The following is a 17,818-nucleotide window of genomic DNA, read 5'->3' on the forward strand; positions in this document are numbered from 1 at the left end:
GTATATCGGTTTTTTGAGTGGGGAGCTTTCAGCGGCAGGCTGCGAGTACCCGCTGGAGCAACATCTGGAAGCACACTCACAAGTGGGGGGAGGGCACTTTCGGACTAGTCTGAGGGCCTTGTTGATCCGGATAACCCCTGTTTGGAGGCGGAACATGAACACCCGTGGATTGCTCGATCAATTACTCAAGTCTGGCCAGGAGCTGTTGAAGGACAAGGCTGGCGGGGCGCAGAACAAACCGGCTGCCGGTGGCCTGGGCGGTTTGCTCGGCGGGGCTTCCGGCAGTGGCGGGCTCGGCAGTCTGCTCTCCGGCGCCGGTGGCGGCGCGCTGGCGGCCGGGGCCATGGGTCTGCTGCTGGGGAGCAAGAAGGCGCGCAAGGTGGGTGGCAAGGTCGCGATCTATGGCGGCCTCGCGGCGTTGGGGGTGATTGCCTACAAGGCCTACGGCAACTGGAACGCCCAGAAAGGCACCGCGCCGCAAACCGAACCGCAGACCCTGGATCGCCTGCCGCCCGTGCAGGCCGAGCAACACAGCCAAGCGATTCTCAAGGCTCTGGTCGCGGCAGCGAAAGCCGATGGCCACATCGACGACCGTGAGCGTCAGTTGATCGAAGGCGAGTTCACCCGGCTCGACAACGATCAGGAACTGCAACACTGGCTGCACGCCGAGCTCAACAAACCCCTCGATCCAGCCGATGTCGCCCGCGTCGCCAGCACCCCGGAAATGGCGGCGGAGATGTACGTCGCCAGCGTGATGCTGGTGGACGAGGAGAACTTCATGGAAAAGTCCTATCTGGACGAACTGGCGCGGCAATTGAAGCTGGAGCCGGGGTTGAAGCTCGAGCTGGAAAAGCAGGTACGAGTGGCTTCTGCGTGACCTGCATCGCCGTGGCGGGACGCCAACGCGCCCGCCACAGCGCTGCCGAGAGGCCGATGATGGCCAATACATCGCCCCTTTTTGCCATTGCGTCGCTGGCAAGCGTTCCGCGTCATGCCCGACAGTCCCCTCCCAGAGCCTTGCCGGCACTTGTGTCGGGAAGGTGAGGAGCGGCAACACGTCTTATAAATGAAACACCGCCCTCAGCTATACTCCCCCGCATTTCGACCTGTGCCCGAGGAATGACTGTGAAGAACTGGACGTTGCGCCAACGCATTTTGGCGAGCTTTGCGGTGATTATCGCCATCATGCTGCTGATGGTGGTCGTCTCGTATTCGCGGTTGTTGAAGATCGAGGCCAGTGAGAACAGCGTGCGTGACGACGCGATTCCCGGGGTCTATTACAGCTCGATGATCCGTGGTGCCTGGGTCGACAGCTATTTGCAGACCCAGGAACTGCTGGGGCTCAAGGAAGGCCAGGGCGTCAGCGCCGAAGATGCGGCGGATTACAAGACGTTCGAGGCCCGGCTCCAGGAGCACATGGGCAACTACCGCAGTACGGTGACCACCGACGAGGACCGCATCGAGTTCGCGGCGTTCGAGAAGGATCACGACACTTACATGCAGATTCAGGATGCCGTGCTGGACCTGCACAAGCGCAATCAGGAAGCCGAAGCGGTCAAGATGTTCAACGACAAGTTGACGCCAGCCTGGATCAGCGGCCGCATGAAGCTCAACGACATCATTGGCGAGAACAAGAAAGTTGCCGATCAGGCCATGAATGCGATCGACGATGCCGTGGCTGCGGCCAAGGTCAGCATGTTCGTTTCGCTGTTGGTAGCGGTGCTCGCGGCGGGCCTCTGCGGCTTGCTGCTGATGCGCGCGATCATGGCGCCGATGAACCTGCTGGTGCGGATTCTCGACATCATGCGTACCGGTGACTTGAGTTCACGCCTGAACCTGGGCCGCAAGGACGAGTTCAACGCCGTGGAAACCGGCTTCAACGACATGATGACCGAGCTGACGGCGCTGGTGTCCCAGGCCCAGCGCTCGTCGGTGCAGGTGACCACCTCGGTGACCGAGATCGCCGCGACCTCCAAGCAGCAACAGGCCACCGCCACTGAAACCGCCGCCACCACCACGGAAATCGGCGCGACCTCGCGTGAAATTGCCGCGACCTCGCGGGATCTGGTGCGCACCATGACCGAAGTGTCCACCGCCGCCGATCAGGCCTCGGTACTTGCCGGTTCCGGCCAGCAAGGCCTGGCGCGGATGGAAGACACCATGCATTCGGTGATGGGCGCGGCGGATCTGGTCAACGCCAAACTGGCGATCCTCAACGAGAAGGCCGGCAACATCAACCAGGTGGTAGTGACCATCGTCAAGGTCGCCGACCAGACCAACCTGCTGTCCCTGAACGCCGCGATCGAAGCAGAGAAGGCCGGTGAATACGGCCGCGGTTTTGCCGTGGTCGCCACCGAAGTGCGGCGTCTGGCGGACCAGACGGCGGTCGCCACTTATGACATCGAACAGATGGTGCGCGAGATTCAGTCGGCGGTGTCCGCCGGCGTGATGGGCATGGACAAGTTTTCCGAAGAAGTGCGCCGGGGCATGGCCGAGGTGCAGCAGGTCGGCGAGCAGTTGTCGCAGATCATCCATCAGGTGCAGGCGCTGGCGCCGCGCGTGCTGATGGTCAACGAAGGCATGCAGGCCCAGGCCACCGGTGCCGAGCAGATCAACCACGCCCTGGTGCAGCTCGGCGATGCCAGCAGCCAGACGGTCGAGTCGTTGCGTCAGGCCAGTTTCGCCATCGACGAACTGAGCCAGGTGGCCGTCGGCCTGCGCAGCGGCGTTTCGCGATTCAAAGTCTGATGAGCGAAATCACCGTCAAGCGCAACGTCGCGCCAGTGGCGAAAAAGGCGTTGTTCCTGCTGTTTCGCATCGGCAGCGAACGCTATGCCTTGCGCGCCACGGAAGTGGCGGAGGTGCTGCCGCGCCTGCCGCTCAAACCGATTGCCCGGGCACCGGCCTGGGTCGCCGGGGTGTTCGCCTATCGTGGCACGGTGGTGCCGGTGATCGACCTCAGCGCCCTGACATTCGGCCAGTCGGCCGAGGCGCGCACCAGCACGCGCCTGGTGCTGGTGCATTACCGCCCGGACGAATCGCTGCCGGAACAACGGCTCGGGCTGATCCTCGAACAGGCCACCGATACCCTGCGCTGCGACCCGCAAGAGTTTCAGCCCTATGGCCTCGACAACCGCCAGGCGCCGTACCTGGGGCCGGTGCGCGAGGACGCCCAGGGCCTGGTGCAATGGGTGCGGGTCAACGACTTGCTGGATGAAGCGGTGCGCGCGCTGTTGTTCCCGGTGCCGCCGCTGGATCCGGCGCTGCTTGAGGCCCGACCATGAGCGACGACCAGCGCTTTTTCGATTTCCTCAAAGTACGCATCGGCCTCGACGTGACGTCGGTGGGGCCGGCCATCATCGAGCGTGCCGTGCGCCAACGCATCACCCTCTCGCAGAGCGTCAATGGCAATGATTACTGGCAGTTGCTGCAAGGTTCGCGAGACGAACAGCAGGCCTTGATCGAAGCCGTGATCGTTCCGGAAACCTGGTTTTTCCGCTATCCGGAGTCCTTCGCGACCCTCGGCAAACTGGCGCGCCAGCGTCTGGCCGAACTGAACAACATGCGTGCGTTGCGCATTCTCAGCCTGCCGTGTTCCACCGGCGAGGAACCCTATTCGATTGCCATGGCGCTGCTTGATGCCGGACTCAAACCCCATCAGTTCAAGGTCGATGCCATGGATGTCAGCCCGTTGTCGGTGGACAAGGCGCGGCGGGCGCTGTACGGCAAGAACTCATTTCGCGGTCAGGATCTGGAGTATCGCGAGCGGCATTTCCTGCCGCAGGAGGACGGTTACCGGGTCAACGACAGCGTGCGCGAACAGGTGCGCTGGATGGTGGGCAATGTGCTTGATCCAGCCTTGCTCGGCAGCGAACCGCCATTCGATTTCGTGTTCTGCCGCAACCTGCTGATCTATTTCGATCAACCGACCCAGCAACAAGTCTTCGAACTGCTCAAGCGCCTGACCCATGTCGACGGCGTGCTGTTTATCGGCCCGGCCGAGGGCAGTCTGCTGGGGCGCCTGGGCATGCGCTCAATCGGTATCCCGCAGTCGTTTGCCTTCAGTCGTCACAACGAGCCTGCGCCGCCGATGCCGGCCTTTGCCGCGACGTCGATGCCGGCGCCAACCCCGCTGCCTCTGCGCCAACCGATACCGAGCGCACCGCCGGCACCGGTGCGCAGTCGTCCGTTTGCCGCCGTGACGCCATTGCCGGCGACCAGCAAAAGCCCGGACCCGGACGCCGCGACGCTGCTGGCCAACATCGCCGCACTCGCCAACGAAGGCAAAAGCGCCGAGGCGCGCGCCGCCTGCGAACAGTATCTGCGCAGCCATGAGCCGGTGGCCCAGGTGTTCTACTGGCTCGGCTTGTTGAGCGACGTTGCCGGCAGCGTCCTCGAAGCCCAGGGTTACTACCGCAAGGCCCTGTACCTTGAACCGCAACATCCCGAAGCGTTGATGCATCTGGCCGTGCTGTTGCAGGCCCAGGGCGACGCGGCGGGTGCCAGACGATTGCAGGAACGCGCCGCCCGCAGCGGCCGCACCGCCGACAGTGAGCGTAAACGATGATCCCGTCCGACACCTTGAACGTCACCCATGAAGACGCCCGGGCCATCGACGATTGCTGGAACCGTATCGGCATCCATGGCGACAAGTCCTGCCCGCTGCTGGAAGACCACATTCATTGCCGCAATTGCTCGGTGTATTCCGCCGCCGCCACGCGTCTGCTCGACCGTTACGCGTTGCAACAGGACGAGCGCGACCCGGTGGCGACCAGCGTCGAAACCGAACTGAAAACCCACTCGCTGCTGATGTTCCGCCTCGGCGAAGAATGGCTCGGCCTGGCGACCCGCAGTCTGGTGGAAGTCGCACCGTTGCAAGCGATTCACTCGCTGCCGCACCAGCGCTCGCGGGCGCTGCTGGGCGTGGCGAATGTGCGTGGTGCGTTGGTGGCCTGTCTTTCGCTGGTCGAACTGCTCGACCTTGATGGCAATGCCGCGCCGGCCACGGGCGCACGGATCATGCCGCGCATGCTGATCATCGCCGCCCAGGGCGGGCCGGTGGTGGTGCCGGTGGACGAGGTGGACGGCATTCACGCCATCGACGAGCGGATTCTGGATGCAGCTTCCCGGTCGGGCGCGCAGGCCAGTGCCAAATACACCCGTGGCGTCTTGCCGTTCAAAGGTCGCAGCCTGCGCTGGCTGGATGAAGAACAGTTGCTGTCCGCCGTGACCCGGAGCCTGACATGACCCCCGAGCAAATGCGCGACGCCTCGCTGCTCGAGCTGTTCAGCCTCGAAGCCGAAGCCCAGACCCTGGTGCTCAGCGCCGGGCTGCTGGCGCTGGAGCGCAACCCGACCCAGGCCGATCAACTGGAATCATGCATGCGTGCCGCGCACTCGCTCAAGGGCGCGGCGCGGATCGTCGGCATCGACAGCGGCGTCAGCGTCGCTCATGTGATGGAGGATTGCCTGGTCAGCGCCCAGGAAGGGCGGCTGTTCCTGCGTCCGGAACATATCGATGCGTTGCTGCAAGGCACCGACCTGCTGATGCGCATCGCCACCCCGGCCAACGGCCCGCAGCCTGCGGACATCGAGGCGTATGTGGCGTTGATGGGCGGCTTGCTCGATCCGGCCGGGGCGCCGGTTGTGCCGGCCGTGCCGAGTGCGCCGCCGATGGCCGAATTGCAATTGGAGCCGCCACCGCCCGTGGCTGAAACGGCGCCGGCCGCTGAGGCCATCATCGAGAGGCTGCCAGAGCCGGAACCGGAGCCCGTGCCCGCGCCGCGCAAAAACAAACGCACCACCGAGGGTGGCGAGCGGGTGCTGCGGGTCACCGCCGAGCGCTTGAACAGCCTGCTCGATCTGTCGAGCAAATCCCTGGTGGAAACCCAGCGACTCAAGCCGCACCTGGCCACCATGCAACGCCTCAAACGCATGCAGGACAACGGCCTGCGCGCCCTGGAAAGTCTCAACGTGCATCTCACCGAACACGCGCTGAGCCTGGAAGCCCAGGAGGCGCTGGAAGATGCCCGGCGCCTGCTTTCGGAGTCGCAACAGTTGCTGGCGGAGAAAAACGCCGAGCTCGATGAGTTCGCCTGGCAAGCCAGCCAGCGTGCCCAGGTGCTGTATGACACGGCGCTGGCCTGCCGCATGCGACCGTTCGCCGATGTGTTGTCCGGCCAGGTGCGGATGGTCCGCGATCTGGGACGCAGCCTCGGCAAGCAGGTACGGCTGGAGATCGAGGGCGAGAAAACCCAGGTCGACCGCGATGTGCTGGAAAAACTCGAAGCACCGCTCACGCACTTGCTGCGCAATGCGGTCGATCACGGCATCGAAACCCCGCAAGAGCGCTTGCTCAAGGGCAAGCCCGAGGAAGGCATGATCCGTCTGCGCGCCTCGCACCAGGCCGGGTTGCTGATATTGGAACTGAGCGATGACGGCAACGGCGTGGACCTGGAAAAGGTGCGTCGCAGTATTGTCGAGCGGCAATTGTCCCCGGCCGAAACCGCTGCGCAACTGAGCGAAGAAGAACTGCTGACGTTTCTGTTCCTGCCGGGTTTCAGCCTGCGCGACAAGGTCACCGAAGTCTCCGGGCGTGGTGTCGGCCTCGACGCGGTGCAGCACATGGTCCGCCAGTTGCGCGGCGCGGTGGTGCTGGAGCAGACGGCGGGCGAGGGCAGCCGCTTCCATCTGGAAGTGCCGCTGACCCTGTCGGTGGTGCGCAGTCTGGTGGTGGAAGTCGGCGACGAGGCCTACGCGTTCCCGCTGGCACACATCGAGCGCATGTGCGATCTGGCACCGGATGACATCGTCCAGGTCGAAGGTCGTCAGCATTTCTGGCACGAGGGCCGGCATGTCGGTCTGGTCGCCGCCAGCCAGTTGCTGCAACGCCCGGCGAGCCAGAGCAGTGGCGAGACCCTGAAGGTTGTGGTGATCCGCGAGCGCGATGCGATCTACGGCGTGGCGGTCGAACGCTTCATCGGCGAGCGCACGCTGGTGGTGCTGCCGCTGGACGAGCGTCTGGGCAAGGTCCAGGACATTTCCGCCGGGGCCTTGCTCGATGACGGTTCGGTGGTGCTGATCGTCGACGTCGAAGACATGCTGCGTTCGGTGGACAAACTGCTCAACACCGGGCGCCTGGAGCGTATCGCCCGCCACGGCAATCAGGCGGCGGAAGCGGCGCGCAAACGGGTGCTGGTGGTCGACGACTCGCTGACCGTACGCGAACTGCAACGCAAGCTGCTGCTCAATCGCGGCTACGACGTGGCCGTGGCGGTGGACGGCATGGACGGCTGGAACGCGCTGCGTTCCGAGGACTTCGACCTGCTGATCACCGACATCGACATGCCGCGCATGGACGGCATCGAACTGGTGACGTTGCTGCGCCGCGACAACCGTCTGCAATCGCTGCCGGTGATGGTGGTGTCCTACAAGGATCGCGAGGAAGACCGGCGCCGTGGACTGGACGCCGGAGCCGACTATTATCTAGCCAAAGCCAGTTTTCATGACGACGCCCTGCTCGACGCAGTGGTCGAGCTCATCGGAGGAGCGCGGGCATGAAGATCGCAATCGTCAACGACATGCCCATGGCGGTGGAAGCCTTGCGCCGGGCGCTGGCCTTCGAGCCGGCGCATCAGGTGGTGTGGGTCGCCGGCAACGGCGCCGAGGCGGTGCGGCTGTGCGCGGAAAACACCCCGGACCTGATCCTGATGGACCTGATCATGCCGGTGATGGACGGCGTCGAGGCGACCCGGCGGATCATGGCCGAAACCCCGTGCGCCATCGTCATTGTCACGGTCGACCGCCAACAGAACGTGCATCGGGTGTTCGAGGCCATGGGCCACGGCGCGCTGGATGTGGTCGACACCCCGGCCATCGGTGCCGGCAATGCCCAGGAAGCGGCCGCGCCGCTGCTGCGCAAGATTCTCAACATCGGCTGGCTGATCGGCGAGAAGACCGCCCGTTCGCGCCCGGTGCCCAATCCGCCGCGCAGTTCCGCTTCGCGCCAGCGGCTGGTGGCGATCGGTTCGTCGGCCGGTGGCCCGGCGGCGCTGGAAGTGCTGCTCAAGGGCCTGCCGCGCAACTTTTCTGCGGCGATCGTGCTGGTGCAGCATGTCGACCAGGTATTTGCCGCCGGCATGGCTGAATGGCTGGCCAGCGCCAGTGGCCTCGATGTGCGCCTGGCCCGCGAAGGCGAGCCGCCGCAATGCGGCGCCGTGCTGCTGGCCGGCACCAACCACCATATCCGCTTGCTGAAAAACGGTACGCTGGCCTACACCGCCGAGCCGGTCAACGAGATCTACCGCCCCTCCATCGACGTGTTTTTCGAAAGCGTCGCCAGTTACTGGAACGGTGATGCAGTGGGGGTTTTATTGACCGGGATGGGACGCGACGGGGCACAAGGGCTTAAGCTCATGCGCCAACAGGGTTATCTGACCATCGCGCAGGATCAGCAAAGCAGTGCGGTGTACGGCATGCCCAAGGCCGCCGCAGCGATTGACGCGGCCGTAGAAATCCGTCCACTGGAAAAGATAGCGCCACGATTGCTGGAGGTTTTCCCCAAATGAACGCAAATATCCGCAATCCTGGCCCCCGCAGTACTCAGGTGACCGTCCATGAATGACTTACAGATCGATGACATCAAAACCGACGAAAATGCCGCCATGGTGTTGTTGGTGGACGATCAGGCGATGATCGGCGAGGCCGTGCGTCGCGGCCTGGCGAACGAAGAGAACATCGACTTCCACTTTTGCTCCGACCCGCAACAGGCCATTGCCCATGCCGTGCGGATCAAACCGACGGTGATCCTGCAGGATCTGGTGATGCCCGGGCTCGACGGCCTGAGCCTGGTGCGCGAGTACCGTAATCATCCGGCGACCAAGGACATCCCGATCATCGTCCTGTCGACCAAGGAAGATCCGCTGATCAAGAGCGCGGCGTTTTCGGCTGGTGCCAACGATTATCTGGTGAAACTGCCGGACAACATCGAATTGGTGGCCCGGATCCGCTATCACTCGCGCTCCTACATGACCCTGCTGCAACGGGACGCGGCCTACCGCGCGTTGCGGGTCAGCCAGCAGCAGTTGCTCGACACCAACCTGGTGCTGCAGCGCCTGATGAACTCCGACGGCCTGACCGGGCTGTCCAACCGTCGGCACTTCGATGAGTACCTGGAGCTGGAGTGGCGCCGTTCGCTGCGCGATCAGAGCCAGTTGTCGCTGCTGATGATCGACGTCGATTACTTCAAGTCCTACAACGACAGCTTCGGCCACGTCGAAGGTGACGAGGCCTTGCGCAAGGTCGCCACCGCGATCCGTGACGCCAGCGCCCGCCCCTCGGACCTGCCGGCCCGCTATGGCGGCGAGGAGTTCGCCCTGGTGCTGCCCAACACCTCGCCGGTCGGCGCGCGGCTGGTGGCGGAGAAACTGCGCCAGACCGTGGCGGCGCTGAAAATCCCGCACAACACCCCGGGTGACGGTTCGAGCCTGACCATCAGCATCGGCCTGGCGACCATGGTGCCGGAGGCGGGCAGCGATTGCCGGCTGCTGATCTCGGCGGCGGATCGCGGGTTGTATCAGGCCAAGAACAATGGGCGTAATCAGGTCGGGATCGAGTAACGGCCATCCCTCACCCCGGTTCTTTCCCGGAGGGAGAGGGGGTGAGCGGAGTGTCTTTTGGCAAACAGAGACCTGAAAGATTTTGGCGATTATGGATTCGGTAAAGCCATTTCAGGTCGGCGCAACGCTTGAATATCCCCCGATCGGTTCCCTCTACCTCCGGGAGAGGGCTGGGGTGAGGGCTGCAATCTCGGCTCATTCACCGCCAGACGGGCTGCCGTGACAGCGTGATTACGTTATACTCGCCGGCTTTCAAAAGTTCGCCAACGAGTGCTGCCTGTCATGGAAATCAACCCGATCCTGAACACCATCAAGGACCTGTCCGAGCGCTCCGAAACTATTCGGGGGTATCTTTGACTACGATCAAAAGCATGAGCGTCTGACCGAGGTCAATCGCGAGCTTGAAGATCCGAGTGTCTGGAACAAACCTGAATACGCCCAGGAACTGGGCCGCGAGCGTGCCGCGCTGGCGCAGATCGTCGAGACGCTCGACGAACTGAACGGCGGTCTGGGCGATTGCCGCGACCTGCTGGACATGGCCGTCGAAGAAAACGACGAAGGCGCCGTCGGTGATGTTGTCGCCGAGCTTGAACGTCTCGAGGAAAACCTCGCCAAGCTCGAATTCCGCCGTATGTTCAGCCATGAAATGGACCCGAACAACGCCTACCTGGACATCCAGGCCGGTTCCGGCGGCACCGAAGCCCAGGACTGGGCCAACATCCTGCTGCGCATGTACCTGCGCTGGGCCGACAAACGCGGTTTCGACGCGACCATCATGGAGCTGTCGGCCGGTGAAGTCGCCGGGATCAAGGGTGCCACCGTGCACATCAAGGGCGAATACGCCTTTGGCTGGCTGCGGACCGAGATCGGTGTACACCGCCTGGTGCGCAAGAGCCCGTTCGACTCCGGCAACCGTCGCCACACCTCGTTCTCGGCGGTGTTCGTCTCGCCAGAGATCGACGACCGTGTCGAAATCGAAATCAACCCGGCAGACCTGCGGATCGACACCTATCGTTCCTCCGGTGCCGGTGGTCAGCACGTAAACACCACCGACTCGGCCGTACGTATCACCCACGTACCGACCAACACCGTGGTGAGCTGCCAGAACGAACGTTCCCAGCACGCCAACAAGGACACCGCCATGAAAATGCTGCGGGCCAAGTTGTACGAGCTGGAAATGCAGAAGCGCAATGCCGCGTCCCAGGCCCTGGAAGACAGCAAGTCCGACATCGGCTGGGGTCACCAGATCCGCTCCTATGTACTGGATGCCTCGCGCATCAAGGATCTGCGGACCAACATCGAACGCAGCGACTGCGACAAGGTGCTCGACGGTGATATCGACGAATACCTGGAAGCCAGCCTGAAATCGGGGCTGTAAGTCGTCAGCCCGACCTCAAGTCCCCCGCCGGTAGCGGGGGCAACGAACCTGTGATGGAAAATTTAAAGACATGAGCGACCAACAACTCGATCCGCAAGCCCTGCAACAGGAAGAAAACTCCCTGATCGCCCTGCGCAAGGAAAAGCTTGCTGCCGAGCGCGCCAAGGGCAATGCCTTCCCCAACGACTTCCGCCGCGACAACTACTGCGACGCACTGCAGAAACAGTACGCGGACAAGACCAAGGAAGAGCTGGCCGAGGCGGCGATTCCGGTCAAGGTTGCAGGTCGCATCATGCTCAACCGTGGTTCGTTCATGGTGATTCAGGACATGACCGGGCGGATTCAGGTTTACGTCAACCGTAAAACCCTGTCCGAAGAAACCCTGGCCGCCGTGAAGACCTGGGACATGGGCGACATCATTGCCGCCGAAGGCACCCTGGCCCGTTCCGGCAAGGGCGACTTGTACGTGGAAATGACCACCGTGCGCCTGCTGACCAAATCCCTGCGTCCGCTGCCGGACAAGCACCATGGCCTGACCGACACCGAACAGCGCTATCGTCAGCGTTACGTTGACCTGATCGTCAATGAAGAAGTGCGCGACACCTTCCGCGTGCGTTCGCAAGTCATCGCCCACATCCGCAGCTTCCTGATGAAGCGTGACTTCCTCGAAGTCGAAACGCCGATGCTGCAGACCATTCCTGGCGGTGCGGCGGCCAAGCCGTTCGAAACCCACCACAACGCGCTGGACATGGAAATGTTCCTGCGTATCGCCCCGGAGCTGTACCTCAAGCGCCTGGTGGTCGGTGGTTTCGAGAAAGTGTTCGAGATCAACCGCAACTTCCGCAACGAAGGCGTTTCGACTCGTCACAACCCTGAATTCACCATGTTGGAGTTCTACCAGGCTTACGCCGACTACGAAGACAACATGGACCTGACCGAAGAACTGTTCCGTGAGCTGGCGCAGCTGGTTCTGGGCAGCACCGACGTGCCGTACGGCGACAAGGTGTTCCACTTCGGCGAGCCGTTCGTGCGCCTGTCGGTGTTCGACTCGATCCTCAAGTACAACCCCGAGCTGACCGCCGATGACCTGAACGACATCGACAAGGCTCGCGCCATCGCCAAGAAGGCCGGTGCCAAGGTGCTGGGCTTCGAAGGCCTGGGCAAGCTGCAAGTGATGATTTTCGAAGAACTGGTCGAGCACAAGCTGGAGCAGCCGCACTTCATCACCCAGTACCCGTTCGAAGTGTCGCCGCTGGCGCGTCGCAATGATGACAACCCGAACGTCACCGACCGCTTCGAGCTGTTCATCGGCGGCCGTGAAATCGCCAACGCCTACTCCGAGTTGAACGACGCGGAAGACCAGGCCGAGCGCTTCATGGCGCAGGTGGCCGACAAGGACGCCGGCGACGACGAAGCCATGCACTACGACGCCGACTTCGTTCGCGCGCTGGAGTACGGCATGCCGCCGACGGCGGGTGAGGGGATCGGTATCGACCGTCTGGTGATGTTGCTGACCAACTCGCCGTCGATCCGCGATGTGATCCTGTTCCCGCACATGCGACCGCAAGCGTAAGTGTTTCAGTAAAAAAACCGCCTCCAACAGGCGGTTTTTTATTGCCTGTCTGGTACAAACGTATCAAATGGTTAATTTTGAAATAAACAGAGGAATTCCTGTCGTGATGGGTGCAATAGCTCAAGAAGGTGCAGCGGGTATCGCCACTGCGGTCGCTGAAAGTGTTCAGTACCAGGGCCGTAAGGCCAGCCGACAGGGCAGCGAACAGCGTCGACAGGACATTCTCGATGCGGCGATGCGCATTGTCGTGCGCGATGGCGTGCGCGCCGTGCGTCATCGGGCGGTGGCGGCCGAGGCCGGGGTGCCATTGTCGGCCACCACGTATTACTTCAAGGACATCGATGACCTGCTCACCGATACCTTCGCCCAATACGTCGAGCGCAGCGCGGAGTACATGGCCAAGCTGTGGGTCAACAACGAAGGCCTGCTGCGCGAGATGGTGGTCAGCGCCGATGGCAGCCCGGAGTCGCGCTCGCAACTGGCAGACGACATCGCTCGGCTGATGGCCGATTATGTCCACCGGCAATTGCTCACCCGGCGCGAACATCTGATGGCCGAGCAGGCGTTCCGTCAGGAAGCGCTGCTTAACCCGCGCCTGGCGGTACTGGTGCGTTCCCACCAGCAGATTCTGCTCCACGGCACCTGCCAGTTGTTCCAGGTCCTGGGCTCGCGGGAACCGCAGCAGGATGCCAAAGTGTTGACGGCGATTATCGGACGGATGGAATATCAGGGCCTGCTCAACGACGCCGAACCTGTGACCGAGCAGGACCTGCTCGGCATTCTGACGCGCTACATGCATCTGGTGCTGGCGTCGGTCTGATAACGGACGGATATCCTCGCTGGGCGCGGGCTTCAGCATGGATGTTGGCTGTTCCACCGCTTTCGCGGGCAAGCCAACTCCCACTGATCATAGGGAGTGTCGAATGAAAGCCTGGCGTGGCGTGCTGATCGCCTTGTCGTTCCTGCTGCTCAGTGGCTGCCTGGTGACCTTCAAGGAGCCGCTGGCCGCCAGTGACCCGGCGCCCAAGGGCCTGCTCGGCAAATGGGCGAGCACCAATGCCTGGGGCGAGCCGATGAACCTGGAACTGGCCCGCATCGGCAACGACCGCTATCAGGCCGTCACCTATTTCCGCGCCAAGCCCCGTGAGCGCGAGGCCTATCCCTTCACGGTTTCCCGGCATGGCAACCGCTGGTACTTGTCGGCCAAGGTGCCGGCGCGTTTTGGCGGGCAATTCATCATTGCCGGTTTCGAGCTGACCGATAAGCGCGAACTGGTGATCTACAACCTCGATCTCGAACAGATCACTCAGGCGATCGCCCAGAAAACCCTCGACGGCCAGGGCTTCCAGACCGACGATGGCGACGGCGTGCAGGTCGACAGCAGCCTCGAGAAGGTCTTTGCTTACCTCGACGATCCGGCCAATTCCGATGTCTTTGTTGAAGCCGCGCGTTACCAGCGCCAGGCCAACGCCAAATAATTCAGTACGTCACGTTTTCTACAGGAGTTTCGGGTGGACGATTACCAGCAGACGATACGCACGCTGTCCGATCGCATTGTGCTGGCGCAGACACCGATCCGCGTCCTGGATGCGGTGAAGTGGGACGAGAGCATCCGCAAGGGCTTCCTCAAGGCCAAAGGCAAGGAAATGCCGGCGGTGGACCGCGATTACTACCTCAACCGGCCGCTGAGTTTCGACTCGAGCAAGGTCAAGCTGGAATTCCAGAACATCGAACGCGACATCACCCGCCAGCTCGGCCAGTTCAACCCGGTCGGGCAGATCATGCGCCGCATGTGCAAGGAATACCGCATGGTGGTGCGCATGCTCGAAGCGCGCGGCACCGAAGACTTTGGCCTGATTTCCCAGGAACTGTACGGCGCCGCGTCCGACGCGTTCCACGCTGGTGATCCGACCCTGGCCGACCTTGGCCTGATGATGTCCGATTACCTGAACAACATCGATGGCCGTGGTGACCTGAAGGACGAGCCGAAAATCCTCACCGCCAAGGACGCCGTGCATCTGTTGCAAACCCGCCTGAACCGGGTGTTCGGCGAGGCCGAGGAAACCATTCGGGTGTTCGAGTCCGATGGCATCGTCGCGGACGCGGCGGCGGGCGCCGACTACATCAAGATCCGCACCGACGCGATGTTCAACGACCGTGACGTGCGGGCGCTGGAAGTCCACGAAGGCCTGGTACACGTTGGCACCACGCTCAACGGCCTCAATCAGCCCATCTGCACCTTCCTGTCCAAAGGCCCGCCCTCGTCGACGGTGACCCAGGAAGGCCTGGCGATCCTGATGGAAATCATCACCTTCGCGTCCTACCCGAGCCGTCTGCGCAAGCTGACCAACCGCACCCGCGCCATTCATATGGTCGAGGAGGGCGCAGACTTTTTGCAGGTATTCGAGTTCTTCCGCGAGCAGGGCTTCGAAATGGCGGAAAGCTACGGCAACGCCAGTCGGGTTTTCCGTGGTTCGACGCCGACCGGTCTGCCATTTACCAAAGACTTGTCCTACCTCAAGGGCTTCATCATGGTTTACAACTACATTCAGTTGGCCGTGCGCAAGGGCAAGCTCGAGCAGATACCGCTGTTGTTCTGTGGCAAGACTACGCTGGAGGACATGCGAACCCTGCGACAACTGGTGGACGAAGGCCTGGTCGTGCCGCCCAAATACCTGCCGGACCAGTTCCGTGACTTGAACGCGCTGTCGGCATGGATGTGCTTCTCCAACTTCCTCAACCATTTGAGCCTGGACCGGATCGAGGCGGATTACTCCAACATTCTGTAAACCACTTATCGTCCTGCGGGAACGGGCTTGCTCGCGAATGCGTTCTGACCTCCACCCTTCAAGGTGACTGAGACACCGCTTTTCGCGAGCAAGCCCGCTCCCACATTTGTGGACTGTGTTTAACCCCATCTGCGAGGTTTCACCGGATGAGAATCCTCGGCATCGTCTGCCTGCTCCTGACCCTCGGCGGTTGCAGTTCGCTGTTGTTCTACCCCGAGCCCGGCCAGTTGTTCACCCCGGAAAAAGCCAGACTCGAGTATCGCGACGTGACCCTGACCACCGCCGACGGCCTGAGGCTGCACGCCTGGTGGCTGCCGGCCAGACCCGGCGTCGAGGTCAAGGGCACGGTGCTGCACCTGCATGGCAACGGCGGCAATCTGCCGATGCATCTCGGCGGCAGTTGGTGGCTGCCCAAGCAGGGTTATCAGGTGTTGCTGGTGGATTATCGCGGCTATGGCCTGTCCGAGGGCGAGCCGTCGCTGCCGGCGATCTATCAGGACATCGACGCCGCGTTCGCCTGGCTGGATCAGGCCCCGGAAGTCAAAGGCAAGCCGCTGGTTCTGCTGGGCCAGAGCCTCGGTGGGGCGATGGCAGTGCATTGGCTGGTGCAGCATCCCGAGCGGCAGAAGCAGCTCAAGGCCCTGGTGCTCGACGGCGTGCCCGCCAGTTACCGCAGCGTCGGCCAATATGCGTTGAGCACGGCATGGTTTACCTGGCCGTTTCAGGTGCCGCTGTCGTGGCTGGTGCCGGACGGCGACAGCGCGATCAACGCGATGCCGCAGCTCAACGGCGTGCCGAAGCTGATCTTCCACAGCCTCGACGACCCCCTCGTGCCCCTTTCCAACGGCATCCGTCTGTATCAAGCTGCGCCGCCACCGCGCGTGCTGCAACTGACCCGTGGCGGCCATGTGCAGACCTTCGGCGACCCGGTCTGGCGCCAGGTGATGCTGCGCTATCTCGACGACCCCGAACACTTCAACGGCCTGCGTCGCCTGGGCGAAATTCCCAATTACCCGTCACCCCCGAATTCTGAAGACGAACCACCAGAGAGCCCGCAATGAGTGAAGAACGTAACGCCATCCCGATGATCATCACCGGCATCTGCAGCATCCTCGGCACCGTCGGCGCCCTGTGGTACTACGGCTACCTGCACTTCGCCAAACCCGAGGATGCGCTGCTGCTCAACGAATTCACCATGCTCAAGACCATCCCGGGCGAAGACTACAAAGTCTCCCTGGACCCGGCCCCGCAAGTCGCCCAATGCATCGATGGCGTGCTGGTGTTGTTCGACACCGAACAGAAAGGCCTGACTGGCGTGCTGATCAACGCGCAGAAGAAAGCTGTGCGGTGCATGGGGCAGGAGACGCCGCAGAAGCTGCAACCGTAACTCTGCTGGCCTCACCCTAAACCTCTCCCAGAGGGAGAGGGGACTGACCGGGTTGTTTGTGACGGATATGACGACCTGAAAGAGCAAGTCGAATGCAGATTTTGAAAAGTATATCGGTCGGCTCCCTCTCCCTCGGGAGAGGGCTGGGGTGAGGGGCTGCGGTCGCCAACGCGCCGCAAGAATCCGGCCGATCACTTCACCCTACAAATACAAAAGCCCCGCCTGAAAACCCAGGCGGGGCTTTTTCGTTTACCGGCTCAGCGAATTACTGCGCCGAACTCACCGCCGAACGCGGCATTACCGGCTGGTTGTCGTTGGAAATCGTCACTTCCACCCGACGGTTCATGGCACGGCCCGAAACGCTGCCGTTGTCCGCGACCGGGTATTCCTTGCCGTAACCCTGGGTCACGATGCGCGACGGATCGACGCCCATCTTGATCAGCGCTACCTGCACCGAAGTGGCGCGACGCTCGGACAGCGACTGGTTGTAGTTGGCCGCACCGGTGCTGTCGGTGTAACCCTCGACGATCACCTTGCGGTCAGGGTTTTGCTGGAGGAACTGCGCCAGTTTGTTGATGTTCACCAGACCGCTGGATTTCAGGTCAGCCTTGTTTGTGGCGAACAGCACGTCACCGAAGGTCACCAGCGTCCCGCGATCGGTCTGCTTGGCATTGAGGCTGTCCTGCAACTGCTTGATCTGTTGATCGCGAGCATCCAGGCGCGCCTGGGCACGCTGGGCGGCGGCGTTTTTCAGGTTGTTTTCGGCGGTGCGCAGGGCGATGGTCTGTTTGGCCACTTCCACGCGCTGGTTGGTCAGGTAAGCCAGTTGATCGACCTTGGCCTGATCTTCCTTGTCCAGATAAGCCTTGTCGGCCTTGTCCAGGTAATCGCTGGCGTCTTTGGTTTCCAGGGCCGCGACCTTGCTGGCCTGCGGGTTGGCTTGCAGGCCGGCGTAGTTGGTGCGTGCCTGTTCCAGATTCGCGTTAGGCGGGGTGGAGCAGGCAGCCAAGGCAACGCTTGCGGCCAGAAGAGCGGGAATCATCAGTTGTTTACGCATGTTCGTTCGTCCTTTCTA

The 17,818-nt window shown here is 62.4% G+C and carries 16 protein-coding genes; 15 read left to right on the plus strand and 1 reads right to left on the minus strand.

The window, feature by feature from the left end; genetic code table 11:
- Positions 1 to 154: 154 nt before the first annotated feature.
- The 15 genes from KVQ74_RS17275 to KVQ74_RS17345 all read left to right on the plus strand — a co-directional run bounded on the left by KVQ74_RS17275 (position 155) and on the right by KVQ74_RS17345 (position 16,743).
- Positions 155 to 877, plus strand: coding sequence for a tellurite resistance TerB family protein (locus KVQ74_RS17275; protein WP_217832382.1), 723 nt, complete (start codon positions 155 to 157; stop codon positions 875 to 877).
- A gap of 248 nt (positions 878 to 1,125) precedes the next feature.
- Positions 1,126 to 2,748 (plus strand): methyl-accepting chemotaxis protein, encoded by a 1,623-nt coding sequence (locus KVQ74_RS17280; RefSeq protein WP_217832383.1) that lies wholly within the window; start codon positions 1,126 to 1,128, stop codon positions 2,746 to 2,748.
- Complete coding sequence (locus KVQ74_RS17285) at positions 2,748 to 3,284, plus strand: chemotaxis protein CheW (RefSeq protein WP_217832384.1); 537 nt, start codon at positions 2,748 to 2,750, stop codon at positions 3,282 to 3,284. Before KVQ74_RS17280 ends, KVQ74_RS17285 begins: the two co-directional genes overlap by 1 nt.
- Positions 3,281 to 4,567 (plus strand): CheR family methyltransferase, encoded by a 1,287-nt coding sequence (locus tag KVQ74_RS17290; RefSeq protein WP_217832385.1) that lies wholly within the window; start codon positions 3,281 to 3,283, stop codon positions 4,565 to 4,567. The genes KVQ74_RS17285 and KVQ74_RS17290 overlap by 4 nt, the downstream gene beginning before the upstream one ends.
- A complete protein-coding gene (locus KVQ74_RS17295) occupies positions 4,564 to 5,247 on the plus strand; it encodes a chemotaxis protein CheW (protein ID WP_217832386.1) in 684 nt (227 codons plus the stop codon). Before KVQ74_RS17290 ends, KVQ74_RS17295 begins: the two co-directional genes overlap by 4 nt.
- Entirely contained in the window at positions 5,244 to 7,559 is a 2,316-nt protein-coding gene (locus tag KVQ74_RS17300; RefSeq protein ID WP_217832387.1) for a hybrid sensor histidine kinase/response regulator, read from the plus strand. Before KVQ74_RS17295 ends, KVQ74_RS17300 begins: the two co-directional genes overlap by 4 nt.
- Entirely contained in the window at positions 7,556 to 8,566 is a 1,011-nt protein-coding gene (gene cheB, locus KVQ74_RS17305; RefSeq protein ID WP_217832388.1) for a chemotaxis response regulator protein-glutamate methylesterase, read from the plus strand. Before KVQ74_RS17300 ends, cheB begins: the two co-directional genes overlap by 4 nt.
- Before the next feature lie 48 nt (positions 8,567 to 8,614).
- Complete coding sequence (locus KVQ74_RS17310; protein ID WP_217832389.1) at positions 8,615 to 9,616, plus strand: response regulator; 1,002 nt, start codon at positions 8,615 to 8,617, stop codon at positions 9,614 to 9,616.
- Positions 9,617 to 9,898: 282 nt separating this feature from the next.
- Positions 9,899 to 10,994, plus strand: a protein-coding gene (gene prfB / locus KVQ74_RS17315) for a peptide chain release factor 2 (RefSeq protein WP_217832390.1) whose coding sequence is annotated in 2 segments (ribosomal slippage) — positions 9,899 to 9,970 and positions 9,972 to 10,994 — 1,095 coding nt in all. Because the reading frame shifts where the segments join, the coding sequence is not laid out codon by codon here.
- 70 nt (positions 10,995 to 11,064) lie between these two features.
- The gene (lysS, locus tag KVQ74_RS17320) at positions 11,065 to 12,567 is read left to right on the plus strand and encodes a lysine--tRNA ligase (protein WP_217832391.1); all 1,503 of its coding nucleotides are present in this window, start codon (positions 11,065 to 11,067) and stop codon (positions 12,565 to 12,567) included.
- A gap of 106 nt (positions 12,568 to 12,673) precedes the next feature.
- Positions 12,674 to 13,387: a TetR/AcrR family transcriptional regulator gene (locus KVQ74_RS17325; protein WP_217832392.1), complete on the plus strand. Its 714-nt coding sequence runs from the start codon at positions 12,674 to 12,676 to the stop codon at positions 13,385 to 13,387.
- A 103-nt stretch (positions 13,388 to 13,490) separates the two neighbouring features.
- Entirely contained in the window at positions 13,491 to 14,045 is a 555-nt protein-coding gene (locus KVQ74_RS17330; RefSeq protein ID WP_217832393.1) for a hypothetical protein, read from the plus strand.
- Positions 14,046 to 14,078: 33 nt separating this feature from the next.
- Entirely contained in the window at positions 14,079 to 15,356 is a 1,278-nt protein-coding gene (locus KVQ74_RS17335; RefSeq protein WP_217832394.1) for a flavohemoglobin expression-modulating QEGLA motif protein, read from the plus strand.
- 146 nt (positions 15,357 to 15,502) lie between these two features.
- Entirely contained in the window at positions 15,503 to 16,417 is a 915-nt protein-coding gene (locus KVQ74_RS17340; RefSeq protein WP_217832395.1) for an alpha/beta hydrolase, read from the plus strand.
- Complete coding sequence (locus KVQ74_RS17345) at positions 16,414 to 16,743, plus strand: hypothetical protein (protein WP_217832396.1); 330 nt, start codon at positions 16,414 to 16,416, stop codon at positions 16,741 to 16,743. Before KVQ74_RS17340 ends, KVQ74_RS17345 begins: the two co-directional genes overlap by 4 nt.
- Positions 16,744 to 17,008: 265 nt before the next feature.
- Here the strand turns inward: KVQ74_RS17345 and KVQ74_RS17350 are convergent, their stop codons facing one another.
- Positions 17,009 to 17,800: an OmpA family protein gene (locus KVQ74_RS17350; RefSeq protein ID WP_217832397.1), complete on the minus strand. Its 792-nt coding sequence runs from the start codon at positions 17,798 to 17,800 to the stop codon at positions 17,009 to 17,011.
- Between the last annotated feature and the right edge of the window lie 18 nt (positions 17,801 to 17,818).

The organism is Pseudomonas botevensis (assembly GCF_019145475.1).
In the GTDB taxonomy this organism is placed as follows: Bacteria; Pseudomonadota; Gammaproteobacteria; order Pseudomonadales; family Pseudomonadaceae; genus Aquipseudomonas; species Aquipseudomonas botevensis.

Bases quoted from the DNA above. Each gene is read 5' to 3' on its own strand.
- KVQ74_RS17275 (WP_217832382.1), top strand. From the start codon at position 155: ATGAACACCCGTGGATTGCTCGATCAATTACTCAAGTCTGGCCAGGAG.
- KVQ74_RS17285 (WP_217832384.1), top strand. From the start codon at position 2,748: ATGAGCGAAATCACCGTCAAGCGCAACGTCGCGCCAGTGGCGAAAAAG.
- KVQ74_RS17290 (WP_217832385.1), top strand. From the start codon at position 3,281: ATGAGCGACGACCAGCGCTTTTTCGATTTCCTCAAAGTACGCATCGGC.
- KVQ74_RS17295 (WP_217832386.1), top strand. From the start codon at position 4,564: ATGATCCCGTCCGACACCTTGAACGTCACCCATGAAGACGCCCGGGCC.
- KVQ74_RS17300 (WP_217832387.1), top strand. From the start codon at position 5,244: ATGACCCCCGAGCAAATGCGCGACGCCTCGCTGCTCGAGCTGTTCAGC.
- cheB (WP_217832388.1), top strand. From the start codon at position 7,556: ATGAAGATCGCAATCGTCAACGACATGCCCATGGCGGTGGAAGCCTTG.
- KVQ74_RS17310 (WP_217832389.1), top strand. From the start codon at position 8,615: ATGAATGACTTACAGATCGATGACATCAAAACCGACGAAAATGCCGCC.
- lysS (WP_217832391.1), top strand. From the start codon at position 11,065: ATGAGCGACCAACAACTCGATCCGCAAGCCCTGCAACAGGAAGAAAAC.
- KVQ74_RS17325 (WP_217832392.1), top strand. From the start codon at position 12,674: ATGGGTGCAATAGCTCAAGAAGGTGCAGCGGGTATCGCCACTGCGGTC.
- KVQ74_RS17330 (WP_217832393.1), top strand. From the start codon at position 13,491: ATGAAAGCCTGGCGTGGCGTGCTGATCGCCTTGTCGTTCCTGCTGCTC.
- KVQ74_RS17340 (WP_217832395.1), top strand. From the start codon at position 15,503: ATGAGAATCCTCGGCATCGTCTGCCTGCTCCTGACCCTCGGCGGTTGC.
- KVQ74_RS17345 (WP_217832396.1), top strand. From the start codon at position 16,414: ATGAGTGAAGAACGTAACGCCATCCCGATGATCATCACCGGCATCTGC.
- KVQ74_RS17350 (WP_217832397.1), bottom strand. From the start codon at position 17,800: ATGCGTAAACAACTGATGATTCCCGCTCTTCTGGCCGCAAGCGTTGCC.